This window comes from Enterococcus dongliensis (assembly GCF_031927985.1).
Lineage (GTDB): Bacteria > Bacillota > Bacilli > Lactobacillales > Enterococcaceae > Enterococcus_A > Enterococcus_A dongliensis.
Genome location: NZ_JARPZC010000010.1, coordinates 86,660 through 103,642, shown reverse-complemented (window position 1 = coordinate 103,642; position 16,983 = coordinate 86,660). Strand labels below are relative to the sequence as shown.

General features: G+C 37.6%; 21 protein-coding genes. 7 read left to right on the top strand and 14 right to left on the bottom strand.

Going from position 1 to position 16,983, the window contains the following annotated elements:
• Positions 1–103: 103 nt before the first annotated feature.
• Complete coding sequence (locus tag P7D84_RS08820) at positions 104–1,060, bottom strand: cation diffusion facilitator family transporter (protein WP_137603602.1); 957 nt, start codon at positions 1,058–1,060, stop codon at positions 104–106.
• Between the two features lie 304 nt (positions 1,061–1,364).
• On the opposite strand from P7D84_RS08820, the gene P7D84_RS08815 reads away from it, so the two are divergent.
• Together P7D84_RS08815 and P7D84_RS08810 are read left to right on the top strand one after the other, a co-directional pair.
• On the top strand, positions 1,365–1,580 hold the full coding sequence (locus P7D84_RS08815; RefSeq protein WP_137603603.1) for a zinc ribbon domain-containing protein: 216 nt from the start codon (positions 1,365–1,367) through the stop codon (positions 1,578–1,580).
• A 149-nt stretch (positions 1,581–1,729) separates the two neighbouring features.
• Positions 1,730–2,008, top strand: a complete 279-nt coding sequence (locus P7D84_RS08810; protein WP_311800300.1) for a hypothetical protein — start codon at positions 1,730–1,732, stop codon at positions 2,006–2,008.
• 34 nt (positions 2,009–2,042) lie between these two features.
• On the opposite strand, the gene P7D84_RS08805 is transcribed toward P7D84_RS08810, so the two are convergent.
• Together P7D84_RS08805 and P7D84_RS08800 are read right to left on the bottom strand one after the other, a co-directional pair.
• Positions 2,043–3,587, bottom strand: coding sequence for a zinc ribbon domain-containing protein (locus tag P7D84_RS08805; protein ID WP_311806093.1), 1,545 nt, complete (start codon positions 3,585–3,587; stop codon positions 2,043–2,045).
• A gap of 146 nt (positions 3,588–3,733) precedes the next feature.
• The gene (locus P7D84_RS08800) at positions 3,734–4,501 is read right to left on the bottom strand and encodes an SDR family NAD(P)-dependent oxidoreductase (protein WP_137603606.1); all 768 of its coding nucleotides are present in this window, start codon (positions 4,499–4,501) and stop codon (positions 3,734–3,736) included.
• Positions 4,502–4,889: 388 nt separating this feature from the next.
• Here P7D84_RS08800 and fitA point away from each other — a divergent pair, with 388 nt between their 5' ends.
• The 4 genes from fitA to P7D84_RS08780 are packed head-to-tail and all read left to right on the top strand — an operon-like array spanning position 4,890 to position 8,567.
• Positions 4,890–5,837 (top strand): iron chelate ABC transporter permease FitA, encoded by a 948-nt coding sequence (gene fitA / locus P7D84_RS08795; protein WP_137603607.1) that lies wholly within the window; start codon positions 4,890–4,892, stop codon positions 5,835–5,837.
• The gene (locus P7D84_RS08790) at positions 5,834–6,799 is read left to right on the top strand and encodes an iron chelate uptake ABC transporter family permease subunit (RefSeq protein ID WP_137603608.1); all 966 of its coding nucleotides are present in this window, start codon (positions 5,834–5,836) and stop codon (positions 6,797–6,799) included. Before fitA ends, P7D84_RS08790 begins: the two co-directional genes overlap by 4 nt.
• Positions 6,796–7,554, top strand: a complete 759-nt coding sequence (locus P7D84_RS08785) for an iron ABC transporter ATP-binding protein (RefSeq protein ID WP_137603609.1) — start codon at positions 6,796–6,798, stop codon at positions 7,552–7,554. Before P7D84_RS08790 ends, P7D84_RS08785 begins: the two co-directional genes overlap by 4 nt.
• 56 nt (positions 7,555–7,610) lie before the next feature.
• A complete protein-coding gene (locus P7D84_RS08780) occupies positions 7,611–8,567 on the top strand; it encodes a siderophore ABC transporter substrate-binding protein (RefSeq protein ID WP_311806091.1) in 957 nt (318 codons plus the stop codon).
• Positions 8,568–8,638: 71 nt separating this feature from the next.
• Here P7D84_RS08780 and P7D84_RS08775 read toward each other — a convergent pair whose 3' ends face one another.
• The 11 genes from P7D84_RS08775 to P7D84_RS08725 form a co-directional block, all read right to left on the bottom strand.
• Complete coding sequence (locus P7D84_RS08775) at positions 8,639–9,298, bottom strand: Crp/Fnr family transcriptional regulator (protein ID WP_311806090.1); 660 nt, start codon at positions 9,296–9,298, stop codon at positions 8,639–8,641.
• Between the two features lie 35 nt (positions 9,299–9,333).
• Positions 9,334–9,867, bottom strand: coding sequence for a ferritin-like domain-containing protein (locus P7D84_RS08770; RefSeq protein ID WP_311806089.1), 534 nt, complete (start codon positions 9,865–9,867; stop codon positions 9,334–9,336).
• Position 9,868: 1 nt separating this feature from the next.
• Positions 9,869–10,096, bottom strand: coding sequence for a heavy-metal-associated domain-containing protein (locus tag P7D84_RS08765; RefSeq protein WP_311806087.1), 228 nt, complete (start codon positions 10,094–10,096; stop codon positions 9,869–9,871).
• Between the two features lie 161 nt (positions 10,097–10,257).
• A complete protein-coding gene (locus tag P7D84_RS08760) occupies positions 10,258–11,586 on the bottom strand; it encodes a DUF438 domain-containing protein (RefSeq protein ID WP_137603614.1) in 1,329 nt (442 codons plus the stop codon).
• The gene (locus P7D84_RS08755) at positions 11,586–11,816 is read right to left on the bottom strand and encodes a DUF1858 domain-containing protein (protein ID WP_137603615.1); all 231 of its coding nucleotides are present in this window, start codon (positions 11,814–11,816) and stop codon (positions 11,586–11,588) included. The genes P7D84_RS08760 and P7D84_RS08755 overlap by 1 nt, the downstream gene beginning before the upstream one ends.
• Positions 11,817–11,920: 104 nt before the next feature.
• Positions 11,921–12,574, bottom strand: a complete 654-nt coding sequence (locus tag P7D84_RS08750; RefSeq protein WP_311806085.1) for an HI_0552 family protein — start codon at positions 12,572–12,574, stop codon at positions 11,921–11,923.
• A 122-nt stretch (positions 12,575–12,696) separates the two neighbouring features.
• On the bottom strand, positions 12,697–13,563 hold the full coding sequence (locus P7D84_RS08745) for a sulfite exporter TauE/SafE family protein (protein ID WP_137603617.1): 867 nt from the start codon (positions 13,561–13,563) through the stop codon (positions 12,697–12,699).
• Positions 13,564–13,856: 293 nt separating this feature from the next.
• Positions 13,857–14,234 carry a VOC family protein gene (locus tag P7D84_RS08740; protein ID WP_311806083.1) on the bottom strand — a complete coding sequence of 126 codons (378 nt, stop codon included), beginning with the start codon at positions 14,232–14,234 and terminating at the stop codon, positions 13,857–13,859.
• On the bottom strand, positions 14,227–14,577 hold the full coding sequence (locus P7D84_RS08735) for an iron chaperone (protein ID WP_137603619.1): 351 nt from the start codon (positions 14,575–14,577) through the stop codon (positions 14,227–14,229). The genes P7D84_RS08740 and P7D84_RS08735 overlap by 8 nt, the downstream gene beginning before the upstream one ends.
• Positions 14,578–14,660: 83 nt before the next feature.
• Positions 14,661–14,969 (bottom strand): hypothetical protein, encoded by a 309-nt coding sequence (locus tag P7D84_RS08730; RefSeq protein WP_137603620.1) that lies wholly within the window; start codon positions 14,967–14,969, stop codon positions 14,661–14,663.
• Positions 14,962–15,921 (bottom strand): helix-turn-helix domain-containing protein, encoded by a 960-nt coding sequence (locus P7D84_RS08725; protein ID WP_311806081.1) that lies wholly within the window; start codon positions 15,919–15,921, stop codon positions 14,962–14,964. Before P7D84_RS08725 ends, P7D84_RS08730 begins: the two co-directional genes overlap by 8 nt.
• A gap of 216 nt (positions 15,922–16,137) precedes the next feature.
• Between P7D84_RS08725 and proC the strand changes: the two genes are divergently transcribed.
• On the top strand, positions 16,138–16,950 hold the full coding sequence (proC, locus tag P7D84_RS08720; RefSeq protein ID WP_311806079.1) for a pyrroline-5-carboxylate reductase: 813 nt from the start codon (positions 16,138–16,140) through the stop codon (positions 16,948–16,950).
• Positions 16,951–16,983: the final 33 nt, after the last annotated feature.

The following is a 16,983-nucleotide window of genomic DNA, read 5'->3' as shown; positions in this document are numbered from 1 at the left end:
ATTTTTTGGAATTAACTGTTATAAAATATTTTTTTGATTTAGCTAATTTTCACTTGACTCTATATAGTTAGTCTTTCAAATGAACAAAAATCGGACACAAAAATTATGTGTCCGATTGATTTTGCCGTTTCCGATCATAGTCAGGATCGAACTCGTCGGTCTCGATATAAATATACGCCTTTTTATCTGGCAACGCTCGACGAATCACCCGTTCAATCTGATTGACTACGTCATAACTAACACCTTCATACGAATCTGCAATATCGATCTTAGCTGCGATCATGACTTCAGTCGGGCCTAAATGAACTGTTTTAATATCAATCACTTTCTTCACTTCAACCCGTTTAAAGGCATTTTCGATTTTCAACAAATCATTTTTAGAAACACTTTCGCCGATGATCAAGCTATAAAATTCACGCGCTAAGAAGATTGACGCAAACAATAACATCAACCCAATCAATAACCCACTTAATGCATCAAACATTGGATTTCCCGTCACCATCGTCAACACTGTCCCGATCACTGCCAAGACTAAACCAATCACCGCACAGAAATCTTCTGTAAAAATAATCAAGATCTCACTGTGACGACTTTCATGTAAAAAACGAACCAATGATAATTTTTCCGTATTTAATTCCCGAATCTCTTTGATTGCCACTCGTAAAGAGCTACTTTCAACTAAGATCCCAAAAAGCAAAATCCCCAGTATAATCCACGGATTTGTGACTTCGTGGCTAGGATGAAACAACTTTTCCAACGCTTCCCAGATTCCTAACGCGCCCCCACCAAAAAATAGCATGGTCGCTACGATTGTACTAAAAAAATATTTTGCTCGTCCTTCGCCAAATTGATGCAGTTCACTTTGCCCTCTGGCTGCCCGGCGATTGCCGAATAATAATAAAATTTGATTGCTGCAATCCACGACACTGTGGATACTTTCGTTCATCATCGCAGCACTGCCGCTAAGCATATATCCGATGAATTTGCTGATCGCCACTAGTACATTGGCTAACAACGCTGCCAGCACCGCCACCGATCCTTGCGTTTTTTTCTCTTCCATGTTGTTCACTCACTTCCTACTTATGCCCTCTATTATAAAACAGAAAAGAGAAATCTTAAAAGCAAAGCCCTTTAAATAAGTCATTTAATGGATGGAATAAAAAATAAAAGATTTTCAGCGTCATCGTTTCGATTATTAACTTTTTAAATCACATCATTTTAGCCAAAAATTTGTATCTGTCATTTAACTGATCCTTCTCTTTATGAAATATTTACTGACGGTATCAATATAGATACGCCTAAAGTCGGATGAATCCAGTCAGAGATTTGCTATAATCGAATCAACCAAGAGGAGCGTGAAAAAGATGGAACGGAAACAATATATTTGTACTAAATGTGGCGGACAACACTACACTTCTGATCAGTTCCAAGCAACTGGTGGAAATTTCGCAAAAATTTTTGATGTCCAAAACAAAAAATTTACTACGATCAGCTGCACCCGTTGCGGCTATACTGAGCTTTATCGTGACACAACGTCTGATGGATGGAATATTCTTGATTTTCTAATGGGTGGAAACTAGAAATAAACGGTTTTTAGACAGTGGCTTTTGGGGGTGGAGTAATCCGCTCCCTTTTTTCAAGTTATCTGAATCTCTTACAAAATAAGCAAGAAAAATTTGAGAAAAAGCGGTATACTACAGATTGAACACAAATGAAGGAGAAAAATACGATGGATTCAATTATTTGTATCGTTCTGGGCATGTTATTTGCAAACGGGGTCCCACACTTTATTAAAGGAATCACTGCTGAAAAATGGGCTGTCCCTTGGAAAAAACTGGCTTCTGCGCCGACAAATGTTTTATGGGGCGTTACAAATTGGCTCGTGGCAGTGATGATCTATGCACTCTTCAAACCAGATGTGAACAGTTTTGATGCCGCTTGTTTCGTAATTGGTATGGGTATTGCTGGTTATTACCTTGCCTTACATTGGTCAGAAAAATTATCATAAACAAAAAGGAATGCCTCATGAGGCATTCCTTTTTTTAAGCATCCCCGCTATCGACTGTCTCGAAGTTTTCGACGCCGCCGAGATTATCAATCTGAAACTTGGCTTCGTCTTCGTTATAATACAGCGTAGCTTTTTTATAGCGGAACACTTGATTTACATCTGGGGTATCATCTTTGTAGATCGTATCGTAGTAGATTAAATATTGAACAGTATAAGTATTTTTACCTGTTAGGCTGACTGTCTCTACTTTGGCTTGAGCATCGACTCGTAATTTTTTATCACTTGTCTTGATATCATTGATGAATTTCTCAAAGTCTTTTTCATCAGTATTATCCAATCCATTGACAAAATACTCAGCCAAATCTCTTCTTTCTGTTGTCTCAAAATCACTGTAGGTTGAAGTATACGATGATAACTCACTATACAAATCATCTAAATAACTTTGAACATCTGCTTTTGTTTGAATCGCATCAAAATCTAGACTGATTTCTGAAGCATAACTATCTGCATCATAATCATCTGCCAAATATTCATCAGCTGAGAGTTGATACGTATCAGTTTTTAACTGATCATTTGCTGTTTCATAGGCTAATTGTACTGCTAATCCTTGATGCCAGACGACATCTTTGATTTCTGCCTGACCATTTTGGATCGTCCCGACCTCTTTATCATTCAGTAAAACTTTCGCTCCGTCAATATTCGACGTGACTTTGAAAGAAATCTTGTGCAAGTTGATTGTGACATGACTATCTGTTTCAAATTTTGGATTATGATAACGAATCAATTGTTGAGTAGCCACTGCTTTTTCATTATCTAACTTTCCTATAACTTGATAATTTCCCGGTGTTAGCGGGCCCCAAGTCGTTTGATAATCATGCCCTTTAGATGTTGCCAGCTTTTTATTATCTAATAATAGCTCCATATCGGCTTGATCAGTAGCAATCGTCAAATAGACTGGTTGAATGACCAATTGATAGCGTGGAAATAAGCCCCAAAATCGGCCTTTTTCCTGAACGGAGAAATCGGCTAATTGACTGGGATCATTTTTTAAATCAGCCAGAAATTCGGAAAAATCTTTCTTATGGGAATCTGCTTGATAATAGCTGATAAATTTTTTAAGATTTCCTGCTGATACTTTATAGTTAGGATCTTCTGACGTGACGATTTCTGCGATTTTACTTGGATCTTGCGTCTCAAAAACTTGTTCAAAACGATTTAATTGTTGTGGGTAACTGTAATAGTAACGACCAAATAAAAAGCCACCGACGAACAACACCAACAAAAGCAAACCTGCTATAAGTCCATTTTTTTGTTTTTTTGATAACGATCGTTTGACTGGGCGAATTGGTCCCAGTGTATCTTTTAATGCATAGCCGCAACTAGTACAAAATTGGCTGTCTGGCGGGATGATTGTTCCGCAATTAGGACAAAATTGTTTATTTGTAGAATTATTTTCTGAAGACTCTTTTTTCAACTCGATTGTTTCATTAAGGTCATCCATTTTAAATGCATTTCCACACTCTTCGCAAAAATGAGCATTTTCCGGATTTTTATGACCACATTGGAGACACTCTTTCATTTATATCCACCCTGTTCTTCTTCCAACCTTATTTTACATCAACAATAATTTAAAAATCTTTGTTAATTGTAGCAAATATAACGTAAAAAAAGGATAGTTTTTCTAAAATAGGCACTTTCTCTGGCAGAGAAAGTGCCTAAAAATTTTTAGACAATCGACATGCCGCCATCAACGACAATGAATTGACCATTGGTATAACTTGATGCATCACTTGAAAAATAAAGAATCGTACCATTTAATTCTTTGTGTTTGCCAGGACGATTCATTGGATTCAAGCTTTGATAGAGATTCAAAAAATCTTTTGATTTGAACAATGTTTCTTCGGTCATCTCTGATTCAAACAAACCAGGTCCAATCGCATTGGTGGTGATATTATATTTCCCATAACTAGCCGCCATCCCTTTGGTCAGTCCTAAAACAGCTGCTTTACTAGCATTGTATGAATGTCGAATAAACAACTCTTCTTTATCAGCAATAACAGCATTGACTGAAGCAATGTTGACGATCTTACCGTAATTATTAGCTATCATGTGCGTGACAACATATTTACTGACCAAGAAAATTCCTTTTACGTTGACATCCATTGATTTGTCGAAGTCTTCAACCGTCAAAGAATCCACTCCGCCGCGCACGGCGATTCCAGCATTATTTAATAAAATATCCAAGTGGCCAAAATGCTCATAAGCTTGTTGAATGCCTGCTTTAACGTTTTCCTCATCGGTCACATCCATTTTGATTGCCAACACGTCGCGACCCATTTTTTTAATCTCTGCGGCCAATTCTTCCAAACGTTCCAAACGTCTAGCTAACAAAACTACCTTCGCACCAGCTTCTGCGTATGCAATCGCCGCATCTCTTCCCAAGCCACTACTGGCACCTGTTACCACTGCTACTTTTCCATTCAAATCGAACATTGAACATTCCTCCGCTTCATGATAACGCATTCACATCTAACCGTACCTAAAATGGACCAGCTCTGTCAATAGTTTATGCAAAATGCCTATTCATAAAAAAGCATTTTGTTTCACGATAAATCAATAATAAATAACAAATTTTTATTAATTTACAAAAAAGAAATCTTTTTTACTTGTCACTTAATCCGTTGTATTTTATCGCATCATCCTAAGTATATTTGAAAAATATCCACTTTAATTAATGCTGCTGCTTCTTTTTCTCAACACATTCTGTTATGAAAAAGAAAAAATTTTTTGCTAAAAACAACTTGCATTTATTTTACTAATCCCCTAAACTTTATGAATATAGAGAATGAGAATCATTATCATTTATAAACGAGGTGAATTATTGAGAAAAAGAGGAATTTTTTTTACATTGTTTTTGTTAAGCGCTCTCTCTCTTTTTATTGGAGTAAAAGATTTGATGTTGCAAGCTCTGCTGCAAGGAGATGCTCAACAATGGCTGATTCTTTTGACTACACGTCTTCCGCGAACGATCAGTTTGATTTTAGCTGGGGCGACAATGAGCATTTGCGGGCTGATTATGCAGCATCTCACTCAAAATAAATTTGTTTCTCCAACCACGGCTGGAACGATGGATAGTGCTCGCTTGGGAATTTTACTCGTCATGCTTTTTTTACCTAATGCTTCTACCACCGTAAGAACTTTTTCTGCGTTTGTCTTTGCTTTTTTAGGAACGATGGTCTTTTTAGGATTGAGTCGTTTATTACCAACAAAAGATCCAATTTTTTTACCTTTATTAGGTGTGATGTTCGGTAATATTGTTGGCTCTGTTGCTACTTTTTTTGCTTATCAATTTCAATTGATTCAAAACATGTCTTCTTGGTTGCAAGGAAATTTTTCATTAGTGACTAAAGGCAGCTATGAACTGCTCTATCTGACAATTCCATTATTTTTTATTATTTATTTTTTTGCTTATTTTTTCACGATTGTCGGCTTGGGTGAAGATGTAGCAATCAGTTTAGGAATTCACTATCAGTTGACTCAACTAGCAGGAATTGGTTTAGTTGCTGCTGCTAGTGGATTGGTTTTGATTATGGTAGGAAGCGTTCCCTTTTTAGGAGTGATCGTACCAAATATTGTTTCACTGATTTATGGTGATCACGTAAAACAAAATTTATGGATTACTGCATTGAGCGGCAGTCTATTTTTAATGACCTGTGATATTTTGTCACGTGTTGTCATCGCTCCTTATGAAGTACCAGTCAGTCTAACTGTAGGGATCTTAGGCAGCCTGATCTTTATTTACTTATTAGTAAGGAGGAAACAAGGATGAAACGCTCCTTCTCAAAAAATGGGCTACTGTTGCTTGGATTGCTGTTGCTTGCATTACTTTTATGCGGTCTTTATTTGACCTATCACACCTATGGTAATTTTCAATTTGCTTGGCTGTTGCGTGGAAAAAAGATTATGGCTTTTTTACTGGTCGCTTTAGCGACTGGAACGGCCACCGTAAGTTTTCAAACTATGACTCAAAATCAATTTTTGACGCCTAATATCCTTGGCTTGGATTCTTTATATGTTTTGATCCAAACCATACTTTTTTTTATCCTGGGCGGTGTCAATATGTTGGCTCAAAAACAGACAGCGGTCTTTCTGATCAGTATTTTAATGATGGCATTCTTAAGTCTGCTGCTGGCTAAACTTTTATTGAAACAACAGCATGATTTATTTATTTTACTAATGTTAGGCATGATCTTAGGAACTTTGTTCAGTAGTACTAGTAATTTCTTACAAGTGTTGATGGATCCTAACGAATATGACTTGCTGCAAGGACGACTTTTTGCCAGTTTTAGCAATATCAACACACTTCATCTAAGTTGGGCTGCTGGTATTATTTTATTGGGTTCTTTTTTCTTATTTGCGGCAAATCGCTATCTAGATGTCTTGCATCTAGGCAGCGATCAGGCGACAAATCTAGGAATCTCACTCAATAGATTTCAGATTTTGCTTTTGTTTTTAATCAGTCTATTGACAGGAACAGCCACAGCACTTGTCGGACCAATCACATTTTTAGGTTTTATCGTCGCCAATATCAGCTACCAATTGATGCCGACCTATCGGCATCGCTATTTATTTCCAACAGCGATTTTACTCGGAATCATTTTTCTAGTCGGCAGCCAATTTTTAGTCGAACAAGTCTTTCAATTAAAAACAACTGTCAGTGTCGTCACTCAATTCATCGGTGGTTTGTATTTTATCTGGAAAATTATTTATGAAAGGAGTCGACAAAAATGATCGATATCAAAGACGTCTCAAAAAATTATGGAATCAAAAACGTGCTCTCTGAAATCTGTTTGCCGATCAAAAAAGGACAGTTGACTGCTTTTATCGGTCCAAATGGTGCAGGAAAAAGTACCCTGCTTTCAATGATCAGTCGATTGATTACAATCGACGTTGGACAGATTTATCTCGACCATCATGAGGTAAAGGCTTGGCGCTCTGGCGAATTAGCCAAAAAATTGGCAATCTTAAAACAAAGTAACGGAGTCAATCTACGGATTACTGTTCGTGAGTTGGTGAGTTTTGGTCGCTTTCCTTATTCAAAAGGCCGCTTAACTGCAGAAGATCAAACTCAGATTGACTATGCTTTAGAAAAATTGGGATTGATGGACATGGCAGAAGAACGGATTGATACATTATCTGGTGGCCAACTGCAACGAGCTTATATCGCCATGATTTTGGCACAAGATACTGATTATATCCTGCTAGATGAACCGCTGAATAATCTGGATATGAACCACGCCGTCCACTTGATGCAGACCTTACGTCAACTAGTGGAAGAAGAACATAAAACGATTCTTTTAGTTATTCATGACATCAATTTCGCAGCAAGTTACGCAGATGAGATCGTCGCGATGAAAGCAGGGCAACTTTTTGCTCACGGAACAACAAATGAGATGATCCAACCGCAAATTTTGAATGCGCTATACGATATGGACATTAAAATCTGCGAACTGGAGGGGAAACGTTTTTGTATGTATTTTAACTAAATTTTGTTAACGCTAGATTCAAAAGAAATTTTTAAATTAGATCAGGAGGAGATAAAATGAAAAAATATATTGTTGGATTATCTATGGTGCTGCTAAGTTTCAGTTTGGGTGGTTGCGGTTCGACAAACAATGCTGAAACCCAAAGTTCAACGGAAAAAACAGCAACAAACAATGTAAAAACAATTGAGGTAACCGATGCTGACGGTCAGGTGACTGTTCCTAAAAATCCAGAAAAAGTCGTCGTTTTTGATAACGGATCACTTGATACTTTAGATGCTCTAGGCGTAGGAAATAAAGTGGCAGCAGCTGCAACAGATAACTTACCCGCTTATCTAAAAACTTATAAAAATGTGGATTCTGCTGGTGGAATCAAAGAGCCAGATTTAGAAAAAATCAATCAAATGAAGCCAGATCTGATTATCATTTCTGGCCGGCAACGTGATTTTTTAGAGCAATTAAATGCTATCGCACCTACAATATATCTAGCCGTTGATCCTTCCAATACTTGGAATTCGATTAAACAAAATGTTAAAACATTAGGTCAGATCTTCGACAAAGAAAACGTCGCACAAAAACAATTAGCTGCACTGGAAACGAGCATCAAAAAAACGAAAGCAAAAGCGCTAGAAAGTAATAATCATGCCTTAACTGTTTTAGTTAATGAAGGTCAGTTATCTACCTACGGAAAAGATTCACGCTTTGGAATCATTTACGATACCTTTGGTTTTGCAGAATCAGATGACACAATCAAAGCTTCGACTCACGGCCAAAGCGTCTCTTACGAATATATCTTAGATAAAAATCCGGATGTCCTCTTTGTCATCGATCGTACAAAAGCAATCGGTGGCGACACTAGTCTCAACGATGTCGCTGCTAATGAATTAGTCGCACAAACAACCGCGGGGAAAAATAAAAAAGTAATCCCGCTGCAGTCGGATACTTGGTATTTAAGCGGTGGTGGTCTAGAATCAGTTAAACTAATGTTAGATGATGTCAATAACGCCTTCAAATAAATAGCTTGCACACATACACATTGTCAAAAAAAAGAGTTGCGACAAAATTGTCGCAACTCTTTTTGGCAAATTTAGATGTCTTCTAATCCCTCAGGATCAAGCAAAGTGACCTTTCGTCTTTGACGGCTGATCAACTGTTTGCTTTCCAATAATTTAAATTTTCTTGATAGTGTTTCTGGTGTCGTTCCTAAAAAGAGCGCCAATTCTTTCATCTTCATAGGTAAGACCAGATTATCAGATTCGGCAACCTTAGCTAGATCAAGTAAATAAGTCGCTAAACGTTCTTCTACTTTTTCCATCATCAAAAACTGAGTTTGTTGTTCAGTCTTCACCATCTTGGTCGCATTAATCTCTAATAATTTAAGACTTAACTGAGGATATTTCAGCAATAAGTTTGAAAAATCTTGCTGTCTTAAGATACATACTTCGGTGGGTTCTAGTGCTTCACCAAACAGCGCATCATTTTTCACTCCAAACAATTGATTTTCGCCTTCGTATTCACCAGGTTCTACGACCCGTAAGACTTGCTCTTTACCATTTGAAGAAAGTTGATACACTTTCATATTTCCACGAGCAACAATGACCAGCTGTTTCTCGCCATTTGGCGTCAAAATCTGCTCGCCTTTATCAACCATCCGATGTGTGACCAAAGCATGGATTTTTCTTTGATCGGCTACTTCTAGATGGTTAAATAACGGTACTAAAGAAACGCATAGGTGTTCTTGACTCATGGAAATCCTCCTTGTTTTTTCTTACTTATTCGTAGTTATTCGTCGTCCTCTTCTAATCCGTCATTTACATCATTTCCTAAATATCGTTGCCAAATCAATAATTGATGTTTGATCCAAGCATAAAGTTTTTTGAGAAATTCTGCTAAACCAAATTTTTCTTCTTTTTCAGCTAAGGCGATCCCACGAGTGATAAATAGATTTTGTGTAGCTAAATCCGCTACTAATTCGTTGAGGATCGTTTCTGCATCTTCATATTTTAACTTGCCGCTATCTTTGATCATGGCATAATTAGTAAACTCTTCCAATGTTGTGGGGACTAGTTCTCCTTCATCTAACACCTTCTGACTTAATTCGTCAAATAACTGGTCTTCTTCAGCAATCATCGCTGCTAGTCTCGGTTCAGCAAAACCACGGATAGATCCTTTCAAATAGTAGTTGGCTTGACGTAATTTCACTCGGTGAACAAATAGATTAGACAAGATATGGCTAATCATCGCTCCTGCTGTCGGCGTATGATGATCTTTATCACTTTGGATTTGTTCTGCTTGATATTTTTCTTCTACGTTCATATTATACTAGCTCCTTCACTTTGATGGCTTCTACTTCATACCCTAAATGTTCAATGGCTTGTTTCAAGGTGGCTGAATCAGTCCCCGATTGAACATTGACTTTGACCTTGCTGGCATTGAATAAAACTTTGACTTGTTCAACACCGGGTTGTTGACTTACCGCATGCTCGATTTTTTGCATACATGATGGGCAAGTCAGTGTTCCTAATTGGATAATCACTTTTTGCATGACTGTTTCCTCCTTGTTTATTTGATACCCTTATTTTACTGACTCCGTTAGAAAAACTAATTGATTACTATCAAGTTTTCCTCTTTTGTACGAGGTATTTATTTAATCTAGCAGTATCATGACAAAAAAAGAGTTCTCGTTTTTTCGAGAACTCTTTTTATTTATTCGGTTTTTCCATCTAATAAACGATTTTGTCCTTTGATAGCTTGGATTTCAGTTATATCCTGTGTGGCTTCTAAACAGCCTAGATACTCTCCTTGTTCATTTTTCAAGGCGAAGTAGCGAATATATACTTTTTTCCCATGCAGATCAATCCAAAAGTCTGCTTCAGAACGAGCACCTGAACGAAAATCATCTAAGATTTTTTGAACGATATGCATACTCTTTGGTGGATGACAATTGACGACTTCTCGGCCAACAACTGATTTTGTCCGTGGAAAGACGCGGTTTTTTCCTTCTGAGAAAAAGCGTACGCGGTCATCTTTGTCTACAAAAGTCAGATCGACGGGTAAAACTTGGAACATCGCAATCATCTCTTCCATCTTCATTGTCCCAGTCGGCAAGACAATGGTTTCGGCTGAAGTTTGTGTTTCCCAATCATAATGTTCTTCCGCAGTGCTTTCTGCCGTTTCAGCTAGGCCAGCAGCGATTCCTTCAGTGGTTTCTTTGGCTTGCTGGATAGCTAATTGTCGCGCAGGCTCCCGTTCTTGTTCTTTTTCTAAGGCAGATTGGCTCGCTTTCCAAGGAAGCGGTTCTGGAATGAAGGCAAATCCAATATCAAAACTATCTTCTGCGATTTTCTCCCAGTCTTTCAAGCTGAAGACATCTAGCGTCATAGGCGCCATGATCTCTTCTTCTTTAAAGATCATCTCTTCAATCTCATTTTTAGCCTGCTCCCATTTTTCAGACAAGGGATTGTAGGCAACTTTTTCAGAGCTGACTAATTGGATCAGTGCTTTTACTTGATCGCGCACATCGTCATCCACACCCCACATTACTTTTGGCGGTGCTGTGATTCCATATTTTTCCATATAAGAAAAAATCAAAGTCTCTTTTCGGGCATAATGTTTATCAATTTGCATAAGATCTTCTAACGCATGGAGCAAACGATCTTTTTGCGACCAATCACCTGTTTTCATCTTTACTAAAAGACCATCAATCTCATCTGTCAGTAAAGATTGCAGTACTTGGTTCTCTAATTTCAACGTGTGAATCGGATGTCCAGGCTGTTCGTGTTCCAAATTCGAACGATGGATTTCATTGATCGATCCTTTGAAGACCGCCGCATGGATATTACACAATTTTTGGATTTCTTGCGGATTCAACCCACCTTGAATCAACGCTTTTTCTGCCGCTGTAATCTCCGTGACATCCACACCTTCAAATTCTTGATTAAATAGATCTTTGGCTTCTTCAAATGAACCGCCTTTGTGCAGCAGTGACAAGATCTCCACGATTCTTTCTTGGCGCTGTTCTCTTGTTCGTTCCATCAGTTTGCTCCTTTCACAGTAAATCCGTTTGCTTCAAATGTCTCAATAATTTTCTCCATCGGGATATGTTTCATTTTGGCCCCTTTAGGAATCGTCACATATCGCCCTGCCGTTTGTAACATTCCTGGTTTTGTGATTGCATCAAAACCTAATTTATACATTAAATCCTTGACTTCAGGATAAAGAGTAACTAATTCGAACAAAGATTTAGATAAGTCTAGTTCCTTCATATGCCGCTCTCCTTTACATGTTGCTTATTTATTATACGCATAACTTAGGCATTTCATAGCACTTGATAAAAATTTTTACAAAAATACTTCTATCTTAAAAAACATCAATTCAATGCAAAATATAATGGTGCGAGTTCTTCTAATGCTTTCAACGTTTCCTGCACGATATCTGGTGCATTCTCCGTTTTAAACGTTAGTTTCCCTAGTTGAAAACTTCTATCTTGCATCGCCGTTTTTAATTTCTCCGGTTGGTTGTGATCAGCTAAAAACTCTGTAAGCGGCAGATGATCTGTCAGCTCGTGCTCTACTTGAGGCCAAATATAGTATGATTCAATATCAGCAACTTGTTTGCTCCACGACTGCAACGTAGACAACAGTTCGTTGTATTCTGCTAAACTTCCTGCACGTTCATCACTTTTATAATGTTGAAACATCAAATAAACTTGAAATTGTTTTTTATTCAACAGTGTTGCTAAGCACGCATTTTGGTTTCTATGTTGCGGATTGCGATAGGCACACCAAAAATGATTTCTTAGATTCCAGCCGTTGGTCCAACTTTCAATTTTAGGTTTGCTCATATGGTAATTTTCTGGCAATGATTTTGCTACCGTTTGTTGTATTGTCTTCCATTTTTGCCAGTGTTCTTTATAATTTTGTTTTATTTGCTCTATTTCGTCTAGTGAATGAAATTCCTTTAACTGCTTGAAGGCAAAAAAATCACGCTCAAACAATTGAAAGTCATCGATCGTTAATTCCATGAAATCGCCTCTTTCCTTGAATCATCCTTATTGTAATCATTCCAAATTATTTATTCAAACAAAATTTCTGCACAAAAAAAGTCCCTTTCCAAAAATAAGAAAGGAACTTTTTCAACTAACTGTTATTTGCGCAATCCTTTGCGGATATAAGTGATACCAGAATAGATTACTACGGCAATAACGATCCATGTTAAGACATTCATGTTTAGACCAGTAACGAATTTGGTCGCAATAATGACCCCAATGACCCCACCAATTGTAATCGCCAAACTAACTTTGCGTGCATAATCCCCAGTTTTAATGAAGTTCACGCCGGCAACAGGCATCAAACCTGCACAAGAAGCCATCATGATTGGAAAGGCTACCAATGGATTCAAACCTAACATATAAACCAAAGCCATACACGGTGCATACAATCCTACACCGATTGTCATCAAAGCGCCTAAGATGAAGTTCCCAACAATCCCGATGATCAATTTGATTCCTGTCAAACCAGTCAATGAATTTCCTGTTCCTAGTAAGTCAAGCAATCCTAATTGTTTCAAGGCCATCAAACCTGCCGTAACGATCAAGGCAATCCCCATGTAAAATTGAACCTTTTTCTCTGGCAATTTACTTACAGTTTTAGAACCTACATATGAACCAACGATCGCTGCAATTACTAGTGAGAACAGCGTTAAAGGTGCGACTTTTACTACGGTAATAAAAATAAATGCTTCAATAATTACTGGAACAGTATGGGCAACATTCAATGTTCCCGGTAACTTGCGATCGTTGTCTAATTGCTTCGTCATTTCCAACAACATCGTCGTCGGTGCGAAACTCCCAATTCCTAACGTATCCATCGCATCTGTTACTAGACCGATCAGACCTGAGACTAAAGAGTTTCCTCCACCCCAGTTTCCTCGTTCTGCAACTAAATCGCGAACAAAATAAAAAAGATAATAAACCAATAGGACGCCGAGCAGTCCCAACAAAATTTGTACCATAATTTTTTCTCCTTTGATAATTTAATAGATAAAAGCGCTTTTCCTTTTAAGATAATACAACAGTTCACATGAGGTTTGACTTAAATCAAATAACAGTTTGATGATATTCGTCCAATAAACAGTACATTATTCAAAGAAACCTGTCAAATCAATTTAAATTAAAAAAAAGCTGCAACAATGCGCTGTCACAGCCTCTTGATCTCAAATAAATATTCTTAAAAGGATTTTTTTAGAAAATAAGTTAAATATACTTAAAAATTAGCTGATTGTTGCCAAAATTCAATGTGAAATTCTTATTCGTCAGGCGCTTCACTTAATACAAAATAATTATTCTCTGGATCAGAAAAATTGAATAATCGTCTGCCTGCTTGTTCGACGATTGGATTGACTTTTGGGCTGATTTTTTGCAAGCGTTCATGATACGCAGTCAGATCTGCTACTTTTAATAATAAAGATGGGAAATTATCTAGCACTTCTGGAGAGTATTTTTCAATAAATCGTCGCTCAAATAAAACTAACTGTACCACATCAAATAATTCTATGGTCACTTGTAAAGAGTCGTCGATCATCGTTTGTTGTGAAAGAATTTTTCCATCCAATCCTTCTTGCCAAAATGCAGCACAAGTTGCGACATCATCAACATACAGCATAATCTCGATTCCTTTAAGCATTTTTAGCCACCACTTCCTCTAAACGAAAATGAATCATCTCTTTGATTAACTCTGTCGGTATTTTTTGTTCATAAGGAATTTGTACAGCGCCTTTTGACGTTTGATAGTCTTTCAATTGTTCTTTGAATGCTTCAATCACACTTGGCGTCGGGTAAAATCCTACATGTTTTTTCATTGCACCAAAATGAACTAGATTTTCTTTCAAATGGAAAGTCGGCATTCCGTAAGAAATTTTTTCAACTGTTTCTGCTGGGACCAATTCTTTGATAAGTTGGTAAAGCTCCTTCAACATTGGCTGTTGTTTCTTATCGGCCTCATTGATATACGTTTCAATCGGTGTCATGATTTTCTCTCCTTTTTCAAGTTGATTAGAGAATCTCTCTTTTCATCTTAGCGAAAATGACAGAAAAGTGATACATATTTGCTCTACTCATCCTTGAGCAAATCTCCCAATGAAAAGCCGTCAAACGTTTCACCATCATAATACTTTAATAATTGATCTGCTGTTAATAAAGAAGAGGTCATTTCTTCATCCTTATCCTCGACTTGATTCAATACTGCATATTCCTGATATTGTTCAGCCAATTGGCGATACATCGCTTTTTTAGAAGCTCCTGTTCCAGTAATGAACGGCAACTCTTTGATATGTCCCCGATAAAGGGGCAACTCATCCACCCATTCGATTGGCTGTTCCACGACTGTTAATTGGACTTCAGCAAAAATCTCTTCATACATTTAGTTTCTTCCTTTCATTTTTCCGATATTGACGCGGTGTGATGCCTTCGATCTGTTTAAAACGTTTATAAAAAAATGCTTTATCTTTATAGCCTAAACGCTCTACGATTGTTTGTACCGTCAATTCTGTTTGGATCAAATAATTTTTGCAGCGCTCGATTCTGTGCAATAAAACAATCTCTGTAAAAGAATGACCCGTTTTTTCTTTCAATAAACTCGATAAATAATTAGGATGAAAATGAAATTTCTGTGCGACTTCTTCTAAAGTCACTTGTTCCAAACGCGCATCGATATAAGCCAATAGCTCTTCGGTCAGTTGTCCATTGGAGACAAAATCATCTTTGGCGATCAATCGTTCCGGGGACGCTTGACTGATCTCAACGACAAGAAGTACAAAGGCTGACTTAGTCACTTTATTATTGAAATAGGCCATTTTAACGATTTGTTTTAACAACAACAACGCGTAAAAATGGACATCTGTCGTTTTGGCAAAATCATACACTAGATACCGGCTGATACCTATAAATTCATCACTCAACGCTTCGATAAAAAATCGATAAAGCAGCGGCTCTTCAAAAAATTGTCCTAATAATGATGCTGTAAAATAACTAGGTTTAAAATAAAAAACGATGATTTCAGAAGTCGATTCACCACTATAACTAAAATCCGTCGCCGTATTGGTTATAACCAGCCCGCCAGCAGTCAAACATATCTCTGAGTCATCAAGCTTGGCTGTTACAGATCCATTGATCACATATAAAATCCGAAGAAAACCCGTTGTTACCTTCAACTGGTCACACGTTTTTTTGGTCACAAAAGCAGCGATCTCTCGCTGAGGATCTTCCTTAAAACGATGAACCTCATCCTTCATCTGACCCTCATTCACTAGATAACAATCCAGCGTTTTTAAAAATCGATAAAAATCTGTATACTGCCCCGTCGTTACATCCACTGCGCCACCACCTTAAAATCGAACACTTTCTTCTTTATCTAAACTATTCCAAATACTTATCTGTCAGCATATACTTACTTTATTGATTGTACCATGTTTTTAAAGTCTCGACATTTGATTCAAACACTAAAACATAACTATTCAGATTCATCTTATGAATGTTTCATTGAATAGCAGCTGATTGTAATCTCGCAAACAAAATTAGGAGGAAATAGCATGAAAATTGGATTCATCGGTGCCGGTAATATGGCTTCTGCAATCGTTGAAGGAATGATTCAAAATGGTTTTAGCCAACCAGAAGATCTTTATTTATACGATATCTCAACTGAAAAAGTACAGGCCTTTGCAAAAAAAGTTGGTGCGCACGTTTCAACAGATCCCCAAGAAGTAATTCAAACAGTGGACGCTTTGATTTTAGCAGTCAAACCGAATGTTATTAAAGGAGTCTTACTAGAAGCAAAAGAAGCAATCTTACAAAATAATCCATTGATCGTTTCCATCGCAGCTGGAACTAGCACAGAAACAATCTATGAAGTCTTTGAAACAGATCAGCCGATTCGAATAGTACGTGTGATGCCAAATATGAATGTAATGGTCGGTGAAGGCGCAGCTGCCGTTTGTGGAAATGCAGCTGCCACAAAAGAAGATGTGTCACTGATCATCGATCTGTTTAACGCTGTAGGCAAAGCTTGGCCGCTAGAAGAAAAATATTTTTCTATTTTTACTGCAATCGCAGGAAGCTCACCTGCTTATGCCTTTTTATTTATCGATTCTATCGCTCGAGCCGCAGTAAAAAATGGCCTTCCAAAAGACTTGGCCTTAGAAATGGCTACACAAGCAATTCTAGGTAGCGCTGAGACCTTGGCTCACAGCAAAGAAAATCCTTGGACACTTATCGATCGTGTTAGTTCTCCTGGTGGGACAACCGTGGCAGGAATCGTCGAATTAGAAGACAACGCCTTTATCTCGACTGTGATCAAAGGCATCGATGCCACGATTCGTAAAGATGAAGAATTAGGGAAAAAATAGTTAGCGATTATCACTGAATACATTGCCAGTAAC

What these genes read in the sequence shown, in the direction of transcription:
- P7D84_RS08805 (WP_311806093.1), bottom strand. Translation starts at nt 3,587, where the DNA reads ATGAAAGAGTGTCTCCAATGTGGTCATAAAAATCCGGAAAATGCTCAT.
- P7D84_RS08780 (WP_311806091.1), top strand. Translation starts at nt 7,611, where the DNA reads ATGAAAAAATATATTGTTGGATTATCTATGGTGCTGCTAAGTTTCAGT.
- P7D84_RS08820 (WP_137603602.1), bottom strand. Translation starts at nt 1,060, where the DNA reads ATGGAAGAGAAAAAAACGCAAGGATCGGTGGCGGTGCTGGCAGCGTTG.
- P7D84_RS08755 (WP_137603615.1), bottom strand. Translation starts at nt 11,816, where the DNA reads ATGAAGGAACTAGACTTATCTAAATCTTTGTTCGAATTAGTTACTCTT.
- P7D84_RS08810 (WP_311800300.1), top strand. Translation starts at nt 1,730, where the DNA reads ATGGATTCAATTATTTGTATCGTTCTGGGCATGTTATTTGCAAACGGG.
- P7D84_RS08730 (WP_137603620.1), bottom strand. Translation starts at nt 14,969, where the DNA reads ATGTATGAAGAGATTTTTGCTGAAGTCCAATTAACAGTCGTGGAACAG.
- P7D84_RS08735 (WP_137603619.1), bottom strand. Translation starts at nt 14,577, where the DNA reads ATGACACCGATTGAAACGTATATCAATGAGGCCGATAAGAAACAACAG.
- P7D84_RS08775 (WP_311806090.1), bottom strand. Translation starts at nt 9,298, where the DNA reads ATGAGTCAAGAACACCTATGCGTTTCTTTAGTACCGTTATTTAACCAT.
- P7D84_RS08815 (WP_137603603.1), top strand. Translation starts at nt 1,365, where the DNA reads ATGGAACGGAAACAATATATTTGTACTAAATGTGGCGGACAACACTAC.
- P7D84_RS08790 (WP_137603608.1), top strand. Translation starts at nt 5,834, where the DNA reads ATGAAACGCTCCTTCTCAAAAAATGGGCTACTGTTGCTTGGATTGCTG.
- P7D84_RS08760 (WP_137603614.1), bottom strand. Translation starts at nt 11,586, where the DNA reads ATGGAACGAACAAGAGAACAGCGCCAAGAAAGAATCGTGGAGATCTTG.
- P7D84_RS08745 (WP_137603617.1), bottom strand. Translation starts at nt 13,563, where the DNA reads ATGGTACAAATTTTGTTGGGACTGCTCGGCGTCCTATTGGTTTATTAT.
- P7D84_RS08770 (WP_311806089.1), bottom strand. Translation starts at nt 9,867, where the DNA reads ATGAACGTAGAAGAAAAATATCAAGCAGAACAAATCCAAAGTGATAAA.
- P7D84_RS08750 (WP_311806085.1), bottom strand. Translation starts at nt 12,574, where the DNA reads ATGGAATTAACGATCGATGACTTTCAATTGTTTGAGCGTGATTTTTTT.
- P7D84_RS08740 (WP_311806083.1), bottom strand. Translation starts at nt 14,234, where the DNA reads ATGCTTAAAGGAATCGAGATTATGCTGTATGTTGATGATGTCGCAACT.
- P7D84_RS08785 (WP_137603609.1), top strand. Translation starts at nt 6,796, where the DNA reads ATGATCGATATCAAAGACGTCTCAAAAAATTATGGAATCAAAAACGTG.
- P7D84_RS08765 (WP_311806087.1), bottom strand. Translation starts at nt 10,096, where the DNA reads ATGCAAAAAGTGATTATCCAATTAGGAACACTGACTTGCCCATCATGT.
- P7D84_RS08800 (WP_137603606.1), bottom strand. Translation starts at nt 4,501, where the DNA reads ATGTTCGATTTGAATGGAAAAGTAGCAGTGGTAACAGGTGCCAGTAGT.
- proC (WP_311806079.1), top strand. Translation starts at nt 16,138, where the DNA reads ATGAAAATTGGATTCATCGGTGCCGGTAATATGGCTTCTGCAATCGTT.